The sequence below is a fragment of the Mesorhizobium sp. STM 4661 genome, from assembly GCF_000359125.1.
In the GTDB taxonomy this organism is placed as follows: domain Bacteria; phylum Pseudomonadota; class Alphaproteobacteria; order Rhizobiales; family Rhizobiaceae; genus Mesorhizobium.
Window position 1 is genome coordinate 1 of the sequence record NZ_CAAF010000047.1, and the last position, 13,389, is coordinate 13,389.

General features: G+C 63.5%; 18 protein-coding genes and 1 pseudogene. 10 read left to right on the forward strand and 9 right to left on the reverse strand.

The genetic code is table 11. The annotated features are described in order from the left end of the window. Positions 1-73: 73 nt before the first annotated feature. Entirely contained in the window at positions 74-724 is a 651-nt protein-coding gene (locus MESS4_RS14115) for an outer membrane protein (protein WP_006331799.1), read from the reverse strand. A gap of 409 nt (positions 725-1,133) precedes the next feature. On the opposite strand from MESS4_RS14115, the gene MESS4_RS14120 reads away from it, so the two are divergent. The 6 genes from MESS4_RS14120 (at position 1,134) to MESS4_RS14145 (ending at position 6,307) form a co-directional block, all read left to right on the forward strand. Continuing rightward, entirely contained in the window at positions 1,134-1,910 is a 777-nt protein-coding gene (locus MESS4_RS14120) for an SDR family oxidoreductase (protein ID WP_006331800.1), read from the forward strand. Continuing rightward, on the forward strand, positions 1,907-3,970 hold the full coding sequence (gene uvrC / locus MESS4_RS14125) for an excinuclease ABC subunit UvrC (protein WP_006331801.1): 2,064 nt from the start codon (positions 1,907-1,909) through the stop codon (positions 3,968-3,970). The genes MESS4_RS14120 and uvrC overlap by 4 nt, the downstream gene beginning before the upstream one ends. 156 nt (positions 3,971-4,126) lie before the next feature. Then, positions 4,127-4,723 carry a CDP-diacylglycerol--glycerol-3-phosphate 3-phosphatidyltransferase gene (gene pgsA / locus MESS4_RS14130; protein WP_006331804.1) on the forward strand — a complete coding sequence of 199 codons (597 nt, stop codon included), beginning with the start codon at positions 4,127-4,129 and terminating at the stop codon, positions 4,721-4,723. 1 nt (position 4,724) lies between these two features. Beyond that, positions 4,725-4,982 (forward strand): molybdopterin converting factor subunit 1, encoded by a 258-nt coding sequence (gene moaD, locus MESS4_RS14135; protein WP_006331812.1) that lies wholly within the window; start codon positions 4,725-4,727, stop codon positions 4,980-4,982. Between the two features lies 1 nt (position 4,983). Then, positions 4,984-5,466 carry a molybdenum cofactor biosynthesis protein MoaE gene (locus MESS4_RS14140; RefSeq protein WP_006331815.1) on the forward strand — a complete coding sequence of 161 codons (483 nt, stop codon included), beginning with the start codon at positions 4,984-4,986 and terminating at the stop codon, positions 5,464-5,466. A 79-nt stretch (positions 5,467-5,545) separates the two neighbouring features. Then, positions 5,546-6,307: a YbaY family lipoprotein gene (locus tag MESS4_RS14145; protein ID WP_006331817.1), complete on the forward strand. Its 762-nt coding sequence runs from the start codon at positions 5,546-5,548 to the stop codon at positions 6,305-6,307. A gap of 95 nt (positions 6,308-6,402) precedes the next feature. On the opposite strand, the gene MESS4_RS14150 is transcribed toward MESS4_RS14145, so the two are convergent. The 4 genes from MESS4_RS14150 to MESS4_RS14165 all read right to left on the reverse strand — a co-directional run bounded on the left by MESS4_RS14150 (position 6,403) and on the right by MESS4_RS14165 (position 9,071). Then, a complete protein-coding gene (locus MESS4_RS14150) occupies positions 6,403-7,008 on the reverse strand; it encodes a methyltransferase domain-containing protein (protein WP_006331821.1) in 606 nt (201 codons plus the stop codon). 136 nt (positions 7,009-7,144) lie between these two features. Beyond that, complete coding sequence (gene ndk, locus MESS4_RS14155; RefSeq protein ID WP_006331822.1) at positions 7,145-7,567, reverse strand: nucleoside-diphosphate kinase; 423 nt, start codon at positions 7,565-7,567, stop codon at positions 7,145-7,147. Positions 7,568-7,656: 89 nt separating this feature from the next. Beyond that, a complete protein-coding gene (gene bluB / locus MESS4_RS14160; RefSeq protein ID WP_006331823.1) occupies positions 7,657-8,292 on the reverse strand; it encodes a 5,6-dimethylbenzimidazole synthase in 636 nt (211 codons plus the stop codon). Between the two features lie 83 nt (positions 8,293-8,375). Then, complete coding sequence (locus MESS4_RS14165; protein ID WP_006331825.1) at positions 8,376-9,071, reverse strand: glutathione S-transferase family protein; 696 nt, start codon at positions 9,069-9,071, stop codon at positions 8,376-8,378. Between the two features lie 57 nt (positions 9,072-9,128). Here MESS4_RS14165 and MESS4_RS14170 point away from each other — a divergent pair, with 57 nt between their 5' ends. The 4 genes from MESS4_RS14170 (at position 9,129) to MESS4_RS14180 (ending at position 11,845) form a co-directional block, all read left to right on the forward strand. Continuing rightward, positions 9,129-9,641 carry a DinB family protein gene (locus MESS4_RS14170; protein ID WP_006331826.1) on the forward strand — a complete coding sequence of 171 codons (513 nt, stop codon included), beginning with the start codon at positions 9,129-9,131 and terminating at the stop codon, positions 9,639-9,641. A gap of 139 nt (positions 9,642-9,780) precedes the next feature. Further along, positions 9,781-9,951: a hypothetical protein gene (locus MESS4_RS33950; protein WP_006331827.1), complete on the forward strand. Its 171-nt coding sequence runs from the start codon at positions 9,781-9,783 to the stop codon at positions 9,949-9,951. Positions 9,952-10,076: 125 nt separating this feature from the next. Beyond that, positions 10,077-10,865, forward strand: coding sequence for a GGDEF domain-containing protein (locus MESS4_RS14175; RefSeq protein WP_006331828.1), 789 nt, complete (start codon positions 10,077-10,079; stop codon positions 10,863-10,865). A gap of 161 nt (positions 10,866-11,026) precedes the next feature. After that, positions 11,027-11,845 carry a sterol desaturase family protein gene (locus tag MESS4_RS14180; protein WP_006331831.1) on the forward strand — a complete coding sequence of 273 codons (819 nt, stop codon included), beginning with the start codon at positions 11,027-11,029 and terminating at the stop codon, positions 11,843-11,845. Positions 11,846-11,864: 19 nt separating this feature from the next. Here MESS4_RS14180 and MESS4_RS14185 read toward each other — a convergent pair whose 3' ends face one another. The 4 genes and pseudogenes from MESS4_RS14185 to MESS4_RS34535 all read right to left on the reverse strand — a co-directional run. After that, positions 11,865-12,167, reverse strand: coding sequence for a DUF982 domain-containing protein (locus MESS4_RS14185; protein WP_006331835.1), 303 nt, complete (start codon positions 12,165-12,167; stop codon positions 11,865-11,867). Between the two features lie 227 nt (positions 12,168-12,394). Next, positions 12,395-12,916, reverse strand: a complete 522-nt coding sequence (locus tag MESS4_RS14190; RefSeq protein WP_198292755.1) for a flavodoxin — start codon at positions 12,914-12,916, stop codon at positions 12,395-12,397. Between the two features lie 95 nt (positions 12,917-13,011). Beyond that, positions 13,012-13,263 carry an NAD(P)H-binding protein gene (locus MESS4_RS14195; RefSeq protein WP_006331841.1) on the reverse strand — a complete coding sequence of 84 codons (252 nt, stop codon included), beginning with the start codon at positions 13,261-13,263 and terminating at the stop codon, positions 13,012-13,014. Then, positions 13,257-13,370, reverse strand: a pseudogene (locus MESS4_RS34535) (NAD(P)-dependent alcohol dehydrogenase); the annotation flags it as partial. The pseudogene MESS4_RS34535 and the gene MESS4_RS14195, both read right to left, overlap by 7 nt. Positions 13,371-13,389: the final 19 nt, after the last annotated feature.

Here is a 13,389-nt window from a genome sequence, read left to right on the forward strand (position 1 = left end):
TGAGAGGACAGCGACGGGCACAAAAAAAAGCCGGGCGCGAGGCCCGGCTTTTTCGTGTCGTGGCTTGAACGACTTAGAACCTCATACCGACGCCGAAGGTGACGCGGTTGTCGGTCGACTTGACTTCGCCGAGGCCGTCGAAGTCCTTCTTGCCGAAATCGGTGTAGCGATATTCGACACGGCCGAACACATTGTCGGTGATCTTGATGTCGGTACCGAGACCGGCCGTCCAGCCGAGCATGGTGTTGCTGTCGCTGAAACCAGCGGCTTCCATCTTCTGGTTCCTGAGCGCACCACCTGCGGTGCCGTAGAGCAGGATCTCCGGGGTGACGGAGTAGCCGAGGCGGGCGCGCAGCGAGCCTTCGAAGCCGCCCTTCGACTCAAGGCCGGCATTGTCGCCCTTGACATCGCTATAGCCGAGATCGGCTTCAGCACCGTAGACGAAGTTCTCCTGCTGCCACTGATAGCCGCCGAAGACGCTGCCGACGAAGCCGTCGGTGTCGATGTCGACGCCCACATCCTCGGCATCGGCCTTGCCGCTGAAGCCGTAGCCGACGCTCAGACCGGCATAGGGGCCGGCCCAGGAAGCGACGGGAAGTTCCGCGATCGGCGCAGGCGCCGGCGGCTCTTCCGAAACGACGTCCGCGGCGTAGGCGGTTCCACTGAGGGCGAAGAGCCCGAGCGCCACCGCCAGCGGTCGCGCGAATTTGAGATTGGCTTGCATTGTTCTTTACTCCTTAAGCCACAGGCACAGGCTTGCTTTCATGAGCGCCCTCAACCCGTCCGGGGGGATAAACGGATCTGGCGCTCTACGGTTCCAAATGTCGTGTCAAAATGCGGCTGAAGCGAACCTGAACTTGGGTCATTCCCCGGCACGAATGAGGCCGAACCTTGACGTTGCATCCGCGCAACAGTGGTGTCAGGAGGTTTTGCCATGCTGCGCTGCACGCCGCTTGGAGCAAGGAGTCCAGCGTCCTATATTGCGGTCCGGCAGGCCGAGTCCCGGCCAGAGTCTTAAGGCCAGTCCGGCCGCTTTGCCACAATGCTGCCCAAGGTACGAACGGCATTTAACCCTTGGCCGGCCATATTTTGCCGGCGGGCTGAAATTGGAGCCCCGATTAAGGATTGACAGAATGAATAAAGCCGCTGGAACGGCGCTGGTAACGGGCGGAGGCAAGCGGATCGGCAAGGCGATTGTCGAGGATCTGGCGGCAAATGGTTTTGCCGTGGCGATTCACTGCAACCGCTCACGGGCCGAGGCGGAGGCGCTGGCGGGAAAGATCAAGGACGGCCATTTTGGCCGGAATGGCCGCGCCGCGGTGGTTGCCGCCGACCTGACCGACATGGAGGCGGTCGGCGATCTGATCGGCCGCGCCGAGGCGGCGCTCGGGCCTGTTACGCTGCTGGTCAACAACGCCTCGCTATTCGCCGACGATACGGTTCAGGATTTCGACTGGCATGCCTGGGACCGGCACTTCGCCATCCACGTCAAGGCGCCGGCGCTGCTGGCGCAGACCTTCGCCCGCGCCTTGCCGAAAGGGCAGGAGGGGCTGATCGTCAACATGATCGACCAGCGCGTCTGGCGGCCGACGCCGCGCTATTTCTCCTATGCGCTGTCGAAGTCGACGCTGTGGACGCAAACCCAGATGCTGGCGCAGGCGCTGGGACCCCGCATCCGCGTCAATGCTATCGGTCCCGGCCCGACGCTGAAGAACATGCGCCAGGACGATCATGATTTTGCCGCGCAGCTCGACGGCCTGATCCTGAAACGCGGCCCGGAATTGCCGGAATTCGGCGCCACCATCCGCTATCTATGGGCGGCGCGCTCGGTCACCGGCCAGATGATCGCGCTCGATGGCGGCCAGCATCTTGCATGGCAGACGCCCGATGTGACAGGCATGGTGGAATGAGTCCCGTAGACCAAAAGCATAGACCGCGCAGCGGCGCCGCCGACGACCTGCCGCCGGAAGTCGACCTTGAGGAAGAGGCGGCGGAGGAGATCGTCGCGCCTTCTGGCCCGGACGTCGCCTTCACCGCCATCGACTGGACGCCGCATGCCGGCGATGCCGACGGCATGGTCGGCGCCGAGGTCATCCAGACGCTGGTCAAGCGGCTGCCCAATGCGCCCGGCGTCTACCGCATGATGAACGCCGCGGGCGACGTGCTCTACGTCGGCAAGGCGCGCAGCCTGAAGAAGCGGGTGACCAACTACGCGCAGGGCCGCTTCCACACCAGCCGCATCGGCCGCATGGTGCGCGAAACCGCGACGATGGAATTCGTCGTCACCCGCACCGAGATCGAAGCGCTGCTGCTTGAAGCCAATCTTATCAAGCGCTTGCGGCCACGATTCAATGTGTTGATGCGGGACGACAAGTCGTTCCCCTACATCCTGTTGACCGGCGACCATGTCTCGCCCGGCATCTACAAGCATCGCGGCGCGCGCTCACGCAAGGGCGACTATTTCGGTCCCTTCGCTTCCGCGGGTGCCGTCGGGCGCACCATCAATTCGCTGCAGCGCGCCTTTCTGCTGAGAAGCTGCACCAACTCGTTCTATAAAAACCGCACCCGACCCTGCCTGCTCTACCAGATCAAGCGCTGCGCCGGGCCATGCACCGGCGAGATTTCGCACACCGACTATGCCGAGCTGGTCGCCGAGGCCAAGGATTTCCTCTCCGGCCGCAGCCAGAAGGTGAAGACGGAAATCTCCGCCGCCATGCAGCAGGCCTCGGAAAATCTCGATTTCGAGCGCGCCGCCATCTATCGCGACCGGCTGGCGGCACTTTCGCATGTGCAGAGCCACCAGGGCATCAACCCGCAAACGGTGGAAGAAGCCGACGTCTTCGCCATTCATCAGGAGGGCGGCCAGGTCTGCATCCAGGTGTTCTTCTTCCGCACCGGCCAGAACTGGGGCAACCGCGCCTATTTTCCCAAGGCCGATCCGGCGCTGGAGGCATCGGAAGTGCTGGGCTCGTTCCTGGCGCAGTTCTATGACGACAAGCCGACGCCGCGCGCCATATTGCTCTCGCACGCCGTCGAGGAGCAGGAACTGCTGGCCGAGGCGCTTTCCACCCGCGCTGGCCGCAAAGTGTCGATCTCGGTGCCGCAGCGCGGTGAGAAGAAGGACCTGACCGACAATGCGCTGCAGAATGCGCGCGAGGCTCTCGGCCGCCGGCTGGCCGAGACCTCGACGCAGGCGCGGCTGCTTACCGGCTTTGCCGAGACCTTCGGCCTGGCCAAGCCGCCGGTGCGCATCGAGGTCTATGACAATTCGCACATCATGGGCACCAACGCCGTCGGCGCCATGGTCGTTGCCGGACCGGAAGGTTTTGTGAAGAACCAGTACCGGAAATTCAATATCCGCTCGACCGAGATCACGCCCGGCGACGATTTCGGCATGATGCGCGAGGTGATGGAGCGGCGCTTCTCCAGGCTGCTGAAGGAACATGGCGATGCGCCGCAAAGCGCCGAGACCGCGGGCGAGGCGGAGGATGACATCGAGGGCGTCAGCGGTTTTCCGGCCTGGCCCGACGTTATCCTGATCGACGGCGGCCAGGGTCAGATGACGGCGGTGCGCAAGATCCTCGCCGATCTCGGCATCGAGGATCGCGTGGTGGCTATCGGCATCGCCAAGGGCCAGGACCGCGACGCCGGCCGCGAGCGCTTCTTCGTCAGGGGCAGGGATTCGTTTTCACTGCCCGTGCGCGATCCCGTCCTCTATTTCGTCCAGCGGCTGCGCGACGAGGTCCACCGCTTTGCCATCGGCTCGCATCGCGCCCGCCGCAAGAAGGAGATGGTCAAGAGCCCGCTCGACGAAATCAGCGGCATCGGTCCCGGCCGCAAGCGCGCGCTGCTCATGCATTTCGGCACCGCCAAGGCGGTCAGCCGGGCGGCGGTGGAGGATTTGGTGGTGGTCGACGGTATTTCCGAGCAGGTGGCGAAGCTGGTCTACAATCATTTTCATGAGAGCTGATGCATGTCGCCCAAAAGTGCCCGGCGGTTTTGGGACAACGACATGCATCGCACTTAAGACGTTTTGCCACTATTTTCGGCTGGCCAATCGAATCTGGCCTGTTGACCCCCCACATCCGCTTCTGATTTGAGTACGCAGGAAGAAAGAGTTCCCAATATGGCCCGGCGCGCGTTCAACCTGCCCAACATGCTCACCTACGCCCGCATCGTCGCGGTGCCGATGGTCGTGCTGTGCTTCTTTGTCGAAGGGCAGCTGAAGTCGAGCGATTTCGCCCGCTGGTCGGCGCTGATCATTTTTCTGCTGGCGTCCATCACCGACTATTTCGACGGCTATCTGGCGCGCGCCTGGCAACAGACCTCGAACATCGGCAAGATGCTCGATCCGATCGCCGACAAACTGCTGGTCGCCACCTGCCTGCTGCTGCTCGCCGCCGACACCGACCGCCACGCCGGCATCGCCGGCTGGTCGCTGTGGGCGGCGATCATCATACTGTGCCGCGAAATACTGGTCTCGGGCCTGCGTGAATATCTGGCCGCGCTCAAGGTCTCGGTGCCGGTGACGCAGCTGGCCAAGTGGAAGACGACCATCCAGATGGTCGCCATCGCCTTCCTGCTCGCCGGTCCGGCCGGCGACAAGATCTTCCCGCTGACCACGCAGACCGGGCTGGTGCTGCTGTGGATCGCCGCACTGGTCACGCTCTACACCGGCTATGATTATTTCCGCGCCGGCCTCAAGCACATCATGGACGAGTAGGATGCCGACGCGTCTCATCTATTTCGCCTGGGTGCGCGAGCGGATCGGCAAGCCGCAGGAGGATGTCGAACTGCCTGATGGCATCGAGACGGTCGCCGATCTCTTGCGCTGGCTGAAATCGCGCGGCGAGGAATATGAGCATGCGCTGCAATATCCCGATGTGATCCGAGTCGCCATCAACCAGGAACATGTCGAGCATCGCGAGAAGATATCGGGCGCGCGCGAGATCGCGCTGTTCCCGCCGATGACCGGGGGTTGAAATGCCGGCCGCGGTCGTGCCTGTCGTGCGCATCCAGGCCGGGGATTTCGACGTCGCCGCCGAGATCGCCGGCTTGACCCGGGGCCGCGTCGATATCGGCGCCGTGGTGACGTTCTCAGGCCTTTGCCGCGACGAGGCGGGCAGGCTTTCGGCACTCGAACTCGAACATTATCCCGGCATGGCGGAGGCCGAGATCGCCCGTATCGCGGGCGAAGCAGCCGAACGCTGGCCGCTGCAGGGTCTGACCGTCATCCACCGCCATGGCAAGGTCCGGCCTGGCGAGAACATCGTGCTGGTGGTGGCGGCTTCGGCGCACCGGCAGGCGGCGTTCGAGGCGGCGAACTTCCTGATGGATTACCTGAAATCGCGCGCCCCCTTCTGGAAGAAGGAACACCATGGCGATGGCTCGGAAGGCGGCTGGGTCGACGCCAAGGAGAGCGACGACAAGGCAGCCAGCCGCTGGAAGGCGAAACCCGGCGAATAAGTCCAGCCCGCGGCCATGCATTGACCGCAATCCTGCGAGAGCTTCTGGCCGGCTAGGCATGGCAAGGGGGAGCAGGATCATGCTGGACAGGATCGCCGAATTCTTCATCTTCGGTTTCGTGCCGCTGGTGGTCGGCATGCTGGCCGTTCCGGAGTTGTCCGTGGCCGCGGAGAAAGTCTTGAAGGGCGAAGTGCTGTACCGCGAGCGCATCGCGCTGCCGCCCAACGCCGTCCTCTCGGTCCAGCTTGCCGATGTGTCGCTGGCCGACGCACCGGCCGCAATCCTCGGCGAACGCAAGGTGGCGCCGGCCGGCCAGGTGCCGATCAAGTTCGAGATCAGCTTCGATCCCCAGGTGATCCGGCCCAACATGACCTATGCGCTCCAGGCGCGCATCACCGTCGACGACCGGCTGATGTTCATCACCGACACGCGCCATCAGGTCGACCCGCTCAGCGACGCGCCGCAGACCGTCATGCTGAAGATGGTGACGCCGAGCGACAAGCCGGCCGCGGTGTTCGGTCAGAGCTGGCTTGTCGAATATATCGACGGCATCGGCGTGATTTCAGAGCCGCAGGCGACGTTCAGGATCGGCGAGGACGGCAAGGCCGGCGGCAGCGGCCCCTGCAACGTATACTTCGCCACCGCCAAGGTCGATGGCTCGACGATCGCCATCAGCGGCATCGGCTCGACCTTCAAGGCCTGCGCGCCTGACGTCATGGCCGAAGAGAGAGCGCTGTTCGAGGCGCTGGCCAGGGCGGCATCCTACCACGTCGATGCCGGCAAGCTCACCATCGCCGACAAGGACGGCCGCGATATTTTGCGCTTCAACGCGGCGAGCTGACAACAACAAGGTGAGAGAGCGTCGGGAGACGCAGAACCTTTTGATGCTGGAGGGGAGCGCGAAGGATCGCTGCGGAACGGCTTATATTCTGCACACTACGGCGCTGTCTCGAACACCGCCCCATAATGATAGGGCGGCACGTCGACCAGTTCGGCAAATCGCAGGCCGCCCGCTTCGGCATCCGCGATGGTCTGTTCCGGTGACAGCCTCAATTCGGTCCTCGGCCCGCGCGGCTCGTCCAGCACCGTGGTTGTCTCGCGCGGCTGCCGGTGCCAGTTGACGATGGCAAAGCGCCCGTCCGGGCCAAGCGTCCTGGCCACGGCGCGCGCCAGCCGCGGCCGGTCAGGCACCCCGTGGAAGGCGTTGGCCATGAAGACGAAGTCGATCGGTCGAGATACCAGGCTGGCGAGTTCGTAGGCGTCGCCCACGATGAATTCGCAATTGGTCACGCCGGCGTCGATCAGCCGGCGCCGGGCGACCTCGAGCAGATCGGCGTCGATATCGATGGCGATGACGCGGCGGGCTACCCTGGCGATCGGCAGGGTGAACCAGCCGTCGCCACAGCAGAGGTCGACCACATCCATGCCCGGCTTCAGCCCGCTTGCAGCGAGCACGCCCGCGGGTTCAGGCCACAGCGCTTTCCACCAGCCGCCGTTTGGCATCTCGGTACCCTGGAAGAAGCCGGGAATGGCGCTGGTCATGGTCAGGTCGGTTCCACTGTGTCCTGACCCAACCCTACCGCAGGCGAGACCCCAGCGGGAGTGCGGGATGGTTCGGCACTCCAACAAAAAAGCCGGCGAAACGCCGGCCTTCTCGATTGGATTTGGCGATGCCGGCTCAGCCGACGATCTCGGTGTCGGAGAACCAGTATTTGATCTCCTGAGCGGCGGTCTCCGGCGCGTCGGAACCGTGCACGGAATTCTCGCCGATCGACAGCGCATGCACCTTGCGGATGGTGCCTTCGGCGGCATTCGCCGGGTTGGTTGCGCCCATCACTTCGCGGTTCTTGGCGATGGCGTTCTCGCCTTCCAAGACCTGCACGATGGTTGGTGCGGAGGACATGAACTCCACCAGTTCGCCGAAGAACGGACGGTCCTTGTGGACGGCATAGAAGCCTTCCGCCTCACGGCGGCTCATCCACACCCGGCGCAAGGCGATGACGCGCAGCCCGGCATCTTCCAGCATCTTGGTGATGGCGCCGGTAAGATTGCGCCGTGTCGCGTCCGGCTTGATCATGGAAAAGGTGCGTTCGAGCGCCATGCGATGGTCCTTGTGATGAGAATGGAACTTGGAGTGGCGGGCTCTATACAAGCCGCCCGGCCCATTGCCAAGGGGAGGACGGTAGTGGATCAGCGCACCATGATGGTCGGAGGTCGCCGGACCTCCCAGCCCTCTCGTTCCAGCTCGGGCACGCTGTGCTCCTGCGAGGGGTAACCGACGCAGAAGTAGCCGATCAATGTCCACTGCGGCGGCGTGTCGAGGATCGTTGCCATCTCGGTCGGGTCGAGAATTGAGACCCAGCCCATGCCGATACCCTCGGCGCGCGCCGCCAGCCACAGCGTGTGGACCGCCATCACGGCCGAGTACTCGATGGTGGCGGGCATCGTCAGGCGGCCGAGCCCGTGCCCTTGCTCGGTTGCGTGGTCGGCGAAAACCGCGAACTGGCAAGGCGCTTCATTCAGGCCGGCGAGCTTCAGGCGGGCATAAAGCGCAGCTCGCTCGCCGCGGAACGATGTCAACGCCTCGGCATTGCAGCGTTCAAAGCAGGCTTTGACGGCCTCACGGCGCTCCCGGCTCTCGACCACGACAAAGCGCCAGGGCTGGCTCAGCCCGACGGAGGGCGCAATGCTGGCGAGGCCGAGCAGCCGCTCCAGCGCGCCTTCCGGAAGCGGTGTCGGTTTGAACCGCCTGACATCCCGGCGCCACAGGAAGAGATTGACGAGCGTGGCGCGAAAATCGTCGGGGAATTGCGGACATGGCGTCATCGCGTCGCGGCCTTTGTAAGGGAGAGGGGAGTAGGGCAGTAGGGAAAAGTCACTACGGCGCGCATACCTACTGCCTTACTGCCCTATGCTGCGGCTGCCGCCACCTTGCGGCCGAGGCCGTCATGCAGGTCGAGGCAGCGCTCGAACCACAGCGCCACGACGTCGCTGTCGTCGAGCAGCCGGTAGGCCGAGGCGATGCGCGCCCATTGCAGTGCGCCGAAGACGATATAGTCGGCAAATAGCGGCGATTGGCCGCCGATGAATGGCTGGTAGGCGAGCATCGAGCGCAACGGCTCCAGCGAGGCGCGGAAGGCGGCCAGCCCGGCGTCGCGTGCCGCCACGACCTCTTCCAGTCTCTTGCCGAAGCGTTGCTCGCGATTCCTTCGGAAATAGGCGGCATTCGGCTCATCTTGCATGGCGTGCAGGTCCATGATCGCCGCGGTGGTGACATAGGGATGGATGGTCAGTTGCGACCAGCGTTCGATGAAGCGCGCCATCGCCTTGCCGCCATCGCCGGCAAACAATGTCGGCCGCTCGGGATAGGCTTCGTCGAGATAGAGCGCGATGGCGAAGGAATCGGCGACCACCCTCTCGCCGTCACGGATCACCGGAACGAGTTTCGAAACGCCGCCTTCGACGGCAGGGACCTCGAGAAAGCGCGTCGGCACGGTCGAGATGTCGAGCCCCTTGTGAGCAAGCGCCATCGCTGCCTTCCAGCAATGCGGGCTGAACGGACGGGCGGTATCGCGCCCGACGAGGTCATAGAGCAGAATGGTCATTGGCGGCGGCGTCCTTGCGGTCTAGTTAGGCAGGCGAAACGGGATTTCGAGAGAAAGATGAAGCAGCATTTCATGATGTTTGCGGCCTACAATCAATGGGCCAATGGCCGCATCTACGATGCCGCCGACGACCTAACCGATGAGGAGTTCAATCGCGATGTCGGTGCCTTCTTCGGATCGATGATGCGAACGCTCAACCATCTGCTCACCGCCGACCGCATCTGGATGAAGCGGTTCACGGGCGAGGGCGACGCGCCGACCAGTCTCGACGCCATCCTGCACCGAGCCTTGCCTGTACTGCACATGGCACGCGAGACCGAAGACAAGAGGATCATCGACTGGGTCGGGGCCTTGAGCGAGAAGGCGCTTGCCGGCCGCTTCACCTACATGACCGTCTCCGACATGCGCACTGTCTCGCAGCGGCTGGCGCCGGCGCTGGCTCATGTCTTCAACCACCAGACCCATCACCGCGGCCAGGCGCATGCGATCCTGACCATTCTGGGCCGCCCAAGCCTGGGATTGGACTTGACGTTGTTCCAGCGCAGCGAGGAGGGCAGGGCCTTCGCCTAAATTCTGCGCCGGAACGCAACCGGTGCCCAACCGACGAGTGATGGAGTGGTCTGCGACATTGCAAAAAGCGCCAAAACGCCTTATTGAGCGCGCGGCCTTGAGGGTGGCCGCTCTGCAGCAACAGCGAAAGTTGGCACGCATGACCAATGAACCCTTGCGCCTCGTGGCATTCCTTGCCGTGGTTTTGGCGCTTCTCAATTCCGGATACTATTTCCACCAGGGCGACGTGGTTGCGACACTCTATTTCATGGTCGGCGCCATTCTCGTGACCGCGGTGACCCGGCTGAGCGTCAGGAAGCGCCTGATCTAGCGCCTGGCACCGGCACCCAACGGGCACGCGTCGTCCGGGCCAATCATGATCGAATTGAAGGCAAAGTCTTAGGACTTCGTTTGCGCTCCCGCTCCACAATGGCCGGGTGAAGCCGGAGCAACGGCATGCGGATCGATTTGTCTCCCACGAGCTGGGGCAGGGTGGTGGCGGTCACCGTTGCCGGCACGGCTGTCTGCATCGCCGCCGCCTTCTTCGTCGACTCCTTCAATTTCCCCTATCTGTCGCCCGAAGCGCTGTGGCGCGCGCAATTGACCGATCTCTTGCTGCCGCTGGTGCTGGCCGGCTCGTTTTTCTCCTTCCTGATGTTCAAGATGCGCCAGCTGGCGATCGCCAAAAAGGAACTGACCATTGTCGCGGCGACCGACAGCCTGACGGCGGTGTTCAATCGCGGCGCGTTTTCAATGCTTGTCGAAGCTTATCTCGAACAGGCCCGTACCCATTCCGTCATCGACGCCGGCGCCTTGCTGATCGTCGACGCCGACCATTTCAAGACCATCAACGATCGCCTCGGTCATGACTGTGGGGATCAGGCGCTGAAGCTGATCGCCAGGACGATCCAGGGGCAGCTTCGCGGCGCCGACATCGTCGGCCGCATCGGCGGCGAGGAATTCGCGGTCTTCCTTCCCGGAGCCGACCCGTCGCAATCCCGGCTGGTCGCGGAGGGCATACGGCGCCGAATCCGGGAAGCGGAGTTTTCCCCGGACGGGCAGCCTTGCCCGCTCTCGGTGAGCATCGGCGGCGTCGCCTTCAGCGGACCGACCACTTATGCCAAAATGTTCGTGGTGGCGGACAAGCATCTCTACAAGGCCAAATCGAACGGCCGCGACCAGGTCAGCTTTGAAGCGGCAGGGTCGAGCGGTTTGCCTGGCAGCGACCTGATGACGGTTCATTGAGGTATTCCTGACATTCTGGCGTAGCGGCGAGTCCGGCCACAAGCCCGTTGGGATCGGCTGGTCCGCACGCCGCACCGCATCAACTATCCATTCATCCTAGGTCGTTAATCTGGGGCAGGCCGATCGAACGCATCGGCAGGCATCAGACAAAGCGAGCAACGGTGTCCGATCTGATCGATCTCAAGGCGATACTCATCGTCGCCCTCATTTTCATTCCGTTGGAGAGGCTCTTGCCCCTCCACGAAGAGCAACCGCTGACGCGGCGGCACTGGCTGAACGACGTTGTCTATCTCCTGGTGAACGGGATCGTGATCAAGATCGGCCTGCTCGTGGTGGTCGGCGCTGCCATGCTGGTGCTGCACCGTTTTATTCCCACGGAGCTTACGCAGGCGGTGCAGTCGCAGCCGATCTGGCTACAGGCGATCGAGGTGGTGATCCTGGCCGACACCGGTTTCTACCTGGCGCATCGCGCCTTTCACGCCGTGCCGTTCCTTTGGCGGTTCCATTCCATCCATCACAGTATCGAGGAGATGGATTGGCTGGCTGCCCACCGCGTTCATCCGGTCGACCAGATCCTGACCAAGTCAGCCTCGTTCCTGCCGGTCTTCGCGCTCGGCTTCTCCAGCCCGGCGATCCTGATCTTCACGCTGCTTTACCAGTGGCAGTCGCTGTTCATCCATTCGAACACGCGCATCAGATTCGGTCCGCTGAAATGGCTGGTGGCCTCACCGCAGTTCCACCACTGGCATCATGCCAACCAGCGCGAAGCCTATGACAAGAACTTCGCCGGCCAGTTGCCCTTGCTCGACATGCTGGGCGGCACCTTGTTCATGCCCGACCGGATGCCGGAGAAGTACGGAACGGACGATCCGGTGCCGCCGCTCTATCACCAGCAGCTTGCCTATCCGTTCGTCGGCAATGCCGAGCCGCTGGCGCCGTCGGCCGAGCCCTTGCCGGTCTCTGCCGGCAAGGCGAAGTGATCATCGGATTTGCCTGATATCAGGCGGCGTAGCCGCCAAAGCCGCGCGCGACCGGCTTGACCGAGACGGCGGGCTGGGCGGGCGGCCACAGGATGCCGGCCGTCACCGCAAAGGTGATCAGCGCATCGCGTGCCGCCTCGATCGAGATCTCGCCGGCACGTGCCGCTTCGCAGGCCTTCGCCGCCGCGCCATAGCTCAGCCGGCGCCGCGACGGCGGGAATTCGGTCAGGAATTCGTGCATGTCGAACAGCGAAACGATCATGCGCTTGTGGCCCGCGCCAACGGTTAGGGCGACGGGTGTGAAGAACGTCCTGTCTTGCATTCTGGCCTCTCGAATTGGGCAGAGATGACGGCGGGCGCCGGTCTGCGACGCCCAGAAACGCGGATCGCGGTCGGAGGTTCCATCTGCCGGCGGGGATTTTCCCGTGCCGGGCCAGTGGGGATGGGGAGTAGGGCAGTAAGAGAGTGGGTGGATACGCGCTGGTGAGCGTCGCCAAGGCCGCCAACCAACAACTATGCCCTACTGCCCTACTGCCTTACTCCCCTAATTTAGACCCGCATGGCTTCGAGCCATGCCCGCACCTTGGCCTGCGCTTCGTCCGCTTCCTCGCCGAGCACGGCGAGGCCCTCCAGCACGGTGGCTTCGGGGCATAGTTCCCCGATATCCCGCCGCGATCGGCCGAGCCCGCTAACGATGTAGGTGACGAAGGGCGCGACGGTCTTGCCCGACAGGTCGTGGCTGGAGAGGAAGCTGCGCACCGGCGGCGTCAGCCTGACGTTCCACAGCGGCGATCCGATGAAGATGACGTCATAATCGCCGATACTGGGGATTTTTGTCCGCAATGGCGGCATGTAGCCGGAGCGCTGCTCCTCGGCATTTTGCGCGACCACCGCGTCATAGTCGTCCGGATAGGCCTCGACTGTCCTTATCTCCACCAGGTCGCCGCCGATCAGCCCCTGGATCTGGCTGGCGACGGTCCTTGTGTGGCCGGTGCGCGAATAATAGAGGATCAGCACCTTTCGCCCCGCAAATTGCGGGAATGCCGGCTGGGCGAGAACTTTTGTCGTCATGGGAAAAAGGCCGCCTATCGCAAGCCCGGAAATCGCCTTCCAGGCAGAGCCAAGGAATTGCCGTCGGCCGCCGGGCACGGCCTTCGCAGCGCGCTTCACGATCGGCTGACCCCAAGGCTGCGGCGGGAATACAGTCCCGGCGATTTCGCCAGCTTGACGATCAGGTCGGACAGGCTGTTCAGCGAGACATCATGGCCCCTGAAAGCCTCGCCTTTCTGCGTGATCTGGTAGTCGACCGCTTCGTCGCGCGTGAACCAGCCCGGCCGCAGAATGGTGAAGTCGAGATCGGACTGCTCGATCAGTGCCGCCGAGTCCCGATAGGGGTCGAGAATGCCGCGGTGCCGCAATAGAGGATTTCCATCACGACGTCGTTGGCGCGTGGCGCGCGCCGCTCGAACGAGAATGGCTGGAGGGGGGTGTCGGCATCGGTTGCCGCATAGCCAAAGGTTTTCATGGTCTTGAAGTCCCTGATC

Excerpts from the sequence above, each read along its gene's own strand:
- MESS4_RS14175 (WP_006331828.1), top strand. The coding sequence starts at position 10,077 with ATGCGGATCGATTTGTCTCCCACGAGCTGGGGCAGGGTGGTGGCGGTC.
- MESS4_RS14190 (WP_198292755.1), bottom strand. The coding sequence starts at position 12,916 with ATGACGACAAAAGTTCTCGCCCAGCCGGCATTCCCGCAATTTGCGGGG.
- uvrC (WP_006331801.1), top strand. The coding sequence starts at position 1,907 with ATGAGTCCCGTAGACCAAAAGCATAGACCGCGCAGCGGCGCCGCCGAC.
- pgsA (WP_006331804.1), top strand. The coding sequence starts at position 4,127 with ATGGCCCGGCGCGCGTTCAACCTGCCCAACATGCTCACCTACGCCCGC.
- MESS4_RS14165 (WP_006331825.1), bottom strand. The coding sequence starts at position 9,071 with ATGACCATTCTGCTCTATGACCTCGTCGGGCGCGATACCGCCCGTCCG.
- MESS4_RS14120 (WP_006331800.1), top strand. The coding sequence starts at position 1,134 with ATGAATAAAGCCGCTGGAACGGCGCTGGTAACGGGCGGAGGCAAGCGG.
- ndk (WP_006331822.1), bottom strand. The coding sequence starts at position 7,567 with ATGGCGCTCGAACGCACCTTTTCCATGATCAAGCCGGACGCGACACGG.
- MESS4_RS14145 (WP_006331817.1), top strand. The coding sequence starts at position 5,546 with ATGCTGGACAGGATCGCCGAATTCTTCATCTTCGGTTTCGTGCCGCTG.
- MESS4_RS14140 (WP_006331815.1), top strand. The coding sequence starts at position 4,984 with ATGCCGGCCGCGGTCGTGCCTGTCGTGCGCATCCAGGCCGGGGATTTC.
- MESS4_RS14150 (WP_006331821.1), bottom strand. The coding sequence starts at position 7,008 with ATGACCAGCGCCATTCCCGGCTTCTTCCAGGGTACCGAGATGCCAAAC.
- MESS4_RS14185 (WP_006331835.1), bottom strand. The coding sequence starts at position 12,167 with ATGCAAGACAGGACGTTCTTCACACCCGTCGCCCTAACCGTTGGCGCG.
- MESS4_RS14115 (WP_006331799.1), bottom strand. The coding sequence starts at position 724 with ATGCAAGCCAATCTCAAATTCGCGCGACCGCTGGCGGTGGCGCTCGGG.
- MESS4_RS33950 (WP_006331827.1), top strand. The coding sequence starts at position 9,781 with ATGACCAATGAACCCTTGCGCCTCGTGGCATTCCTTGCCGTGGTTTTG.
- MESS4_RS14170 (WP_006331826.1), top strand. The coding sequence starts at position 9,129 with ATGAAGCAGCATTTCATGATGTTTGCGGCCTACAATCAATGGGCCAAT.
- moaD (WP_006331812.1), top strand. The coding sequence starts at position 4,725 with ATGCCGACGCGTCTCATCTATTTCGCCTGGGTGCGCGAGCGGATCGGC.
- bluB (WP_006331823.1), bottom strand. The coding sequence starts at position 8,292 with ATGACGCCATGTCCGCAATTCCCCGACGATTTTCGCGCCACGCTCGTC.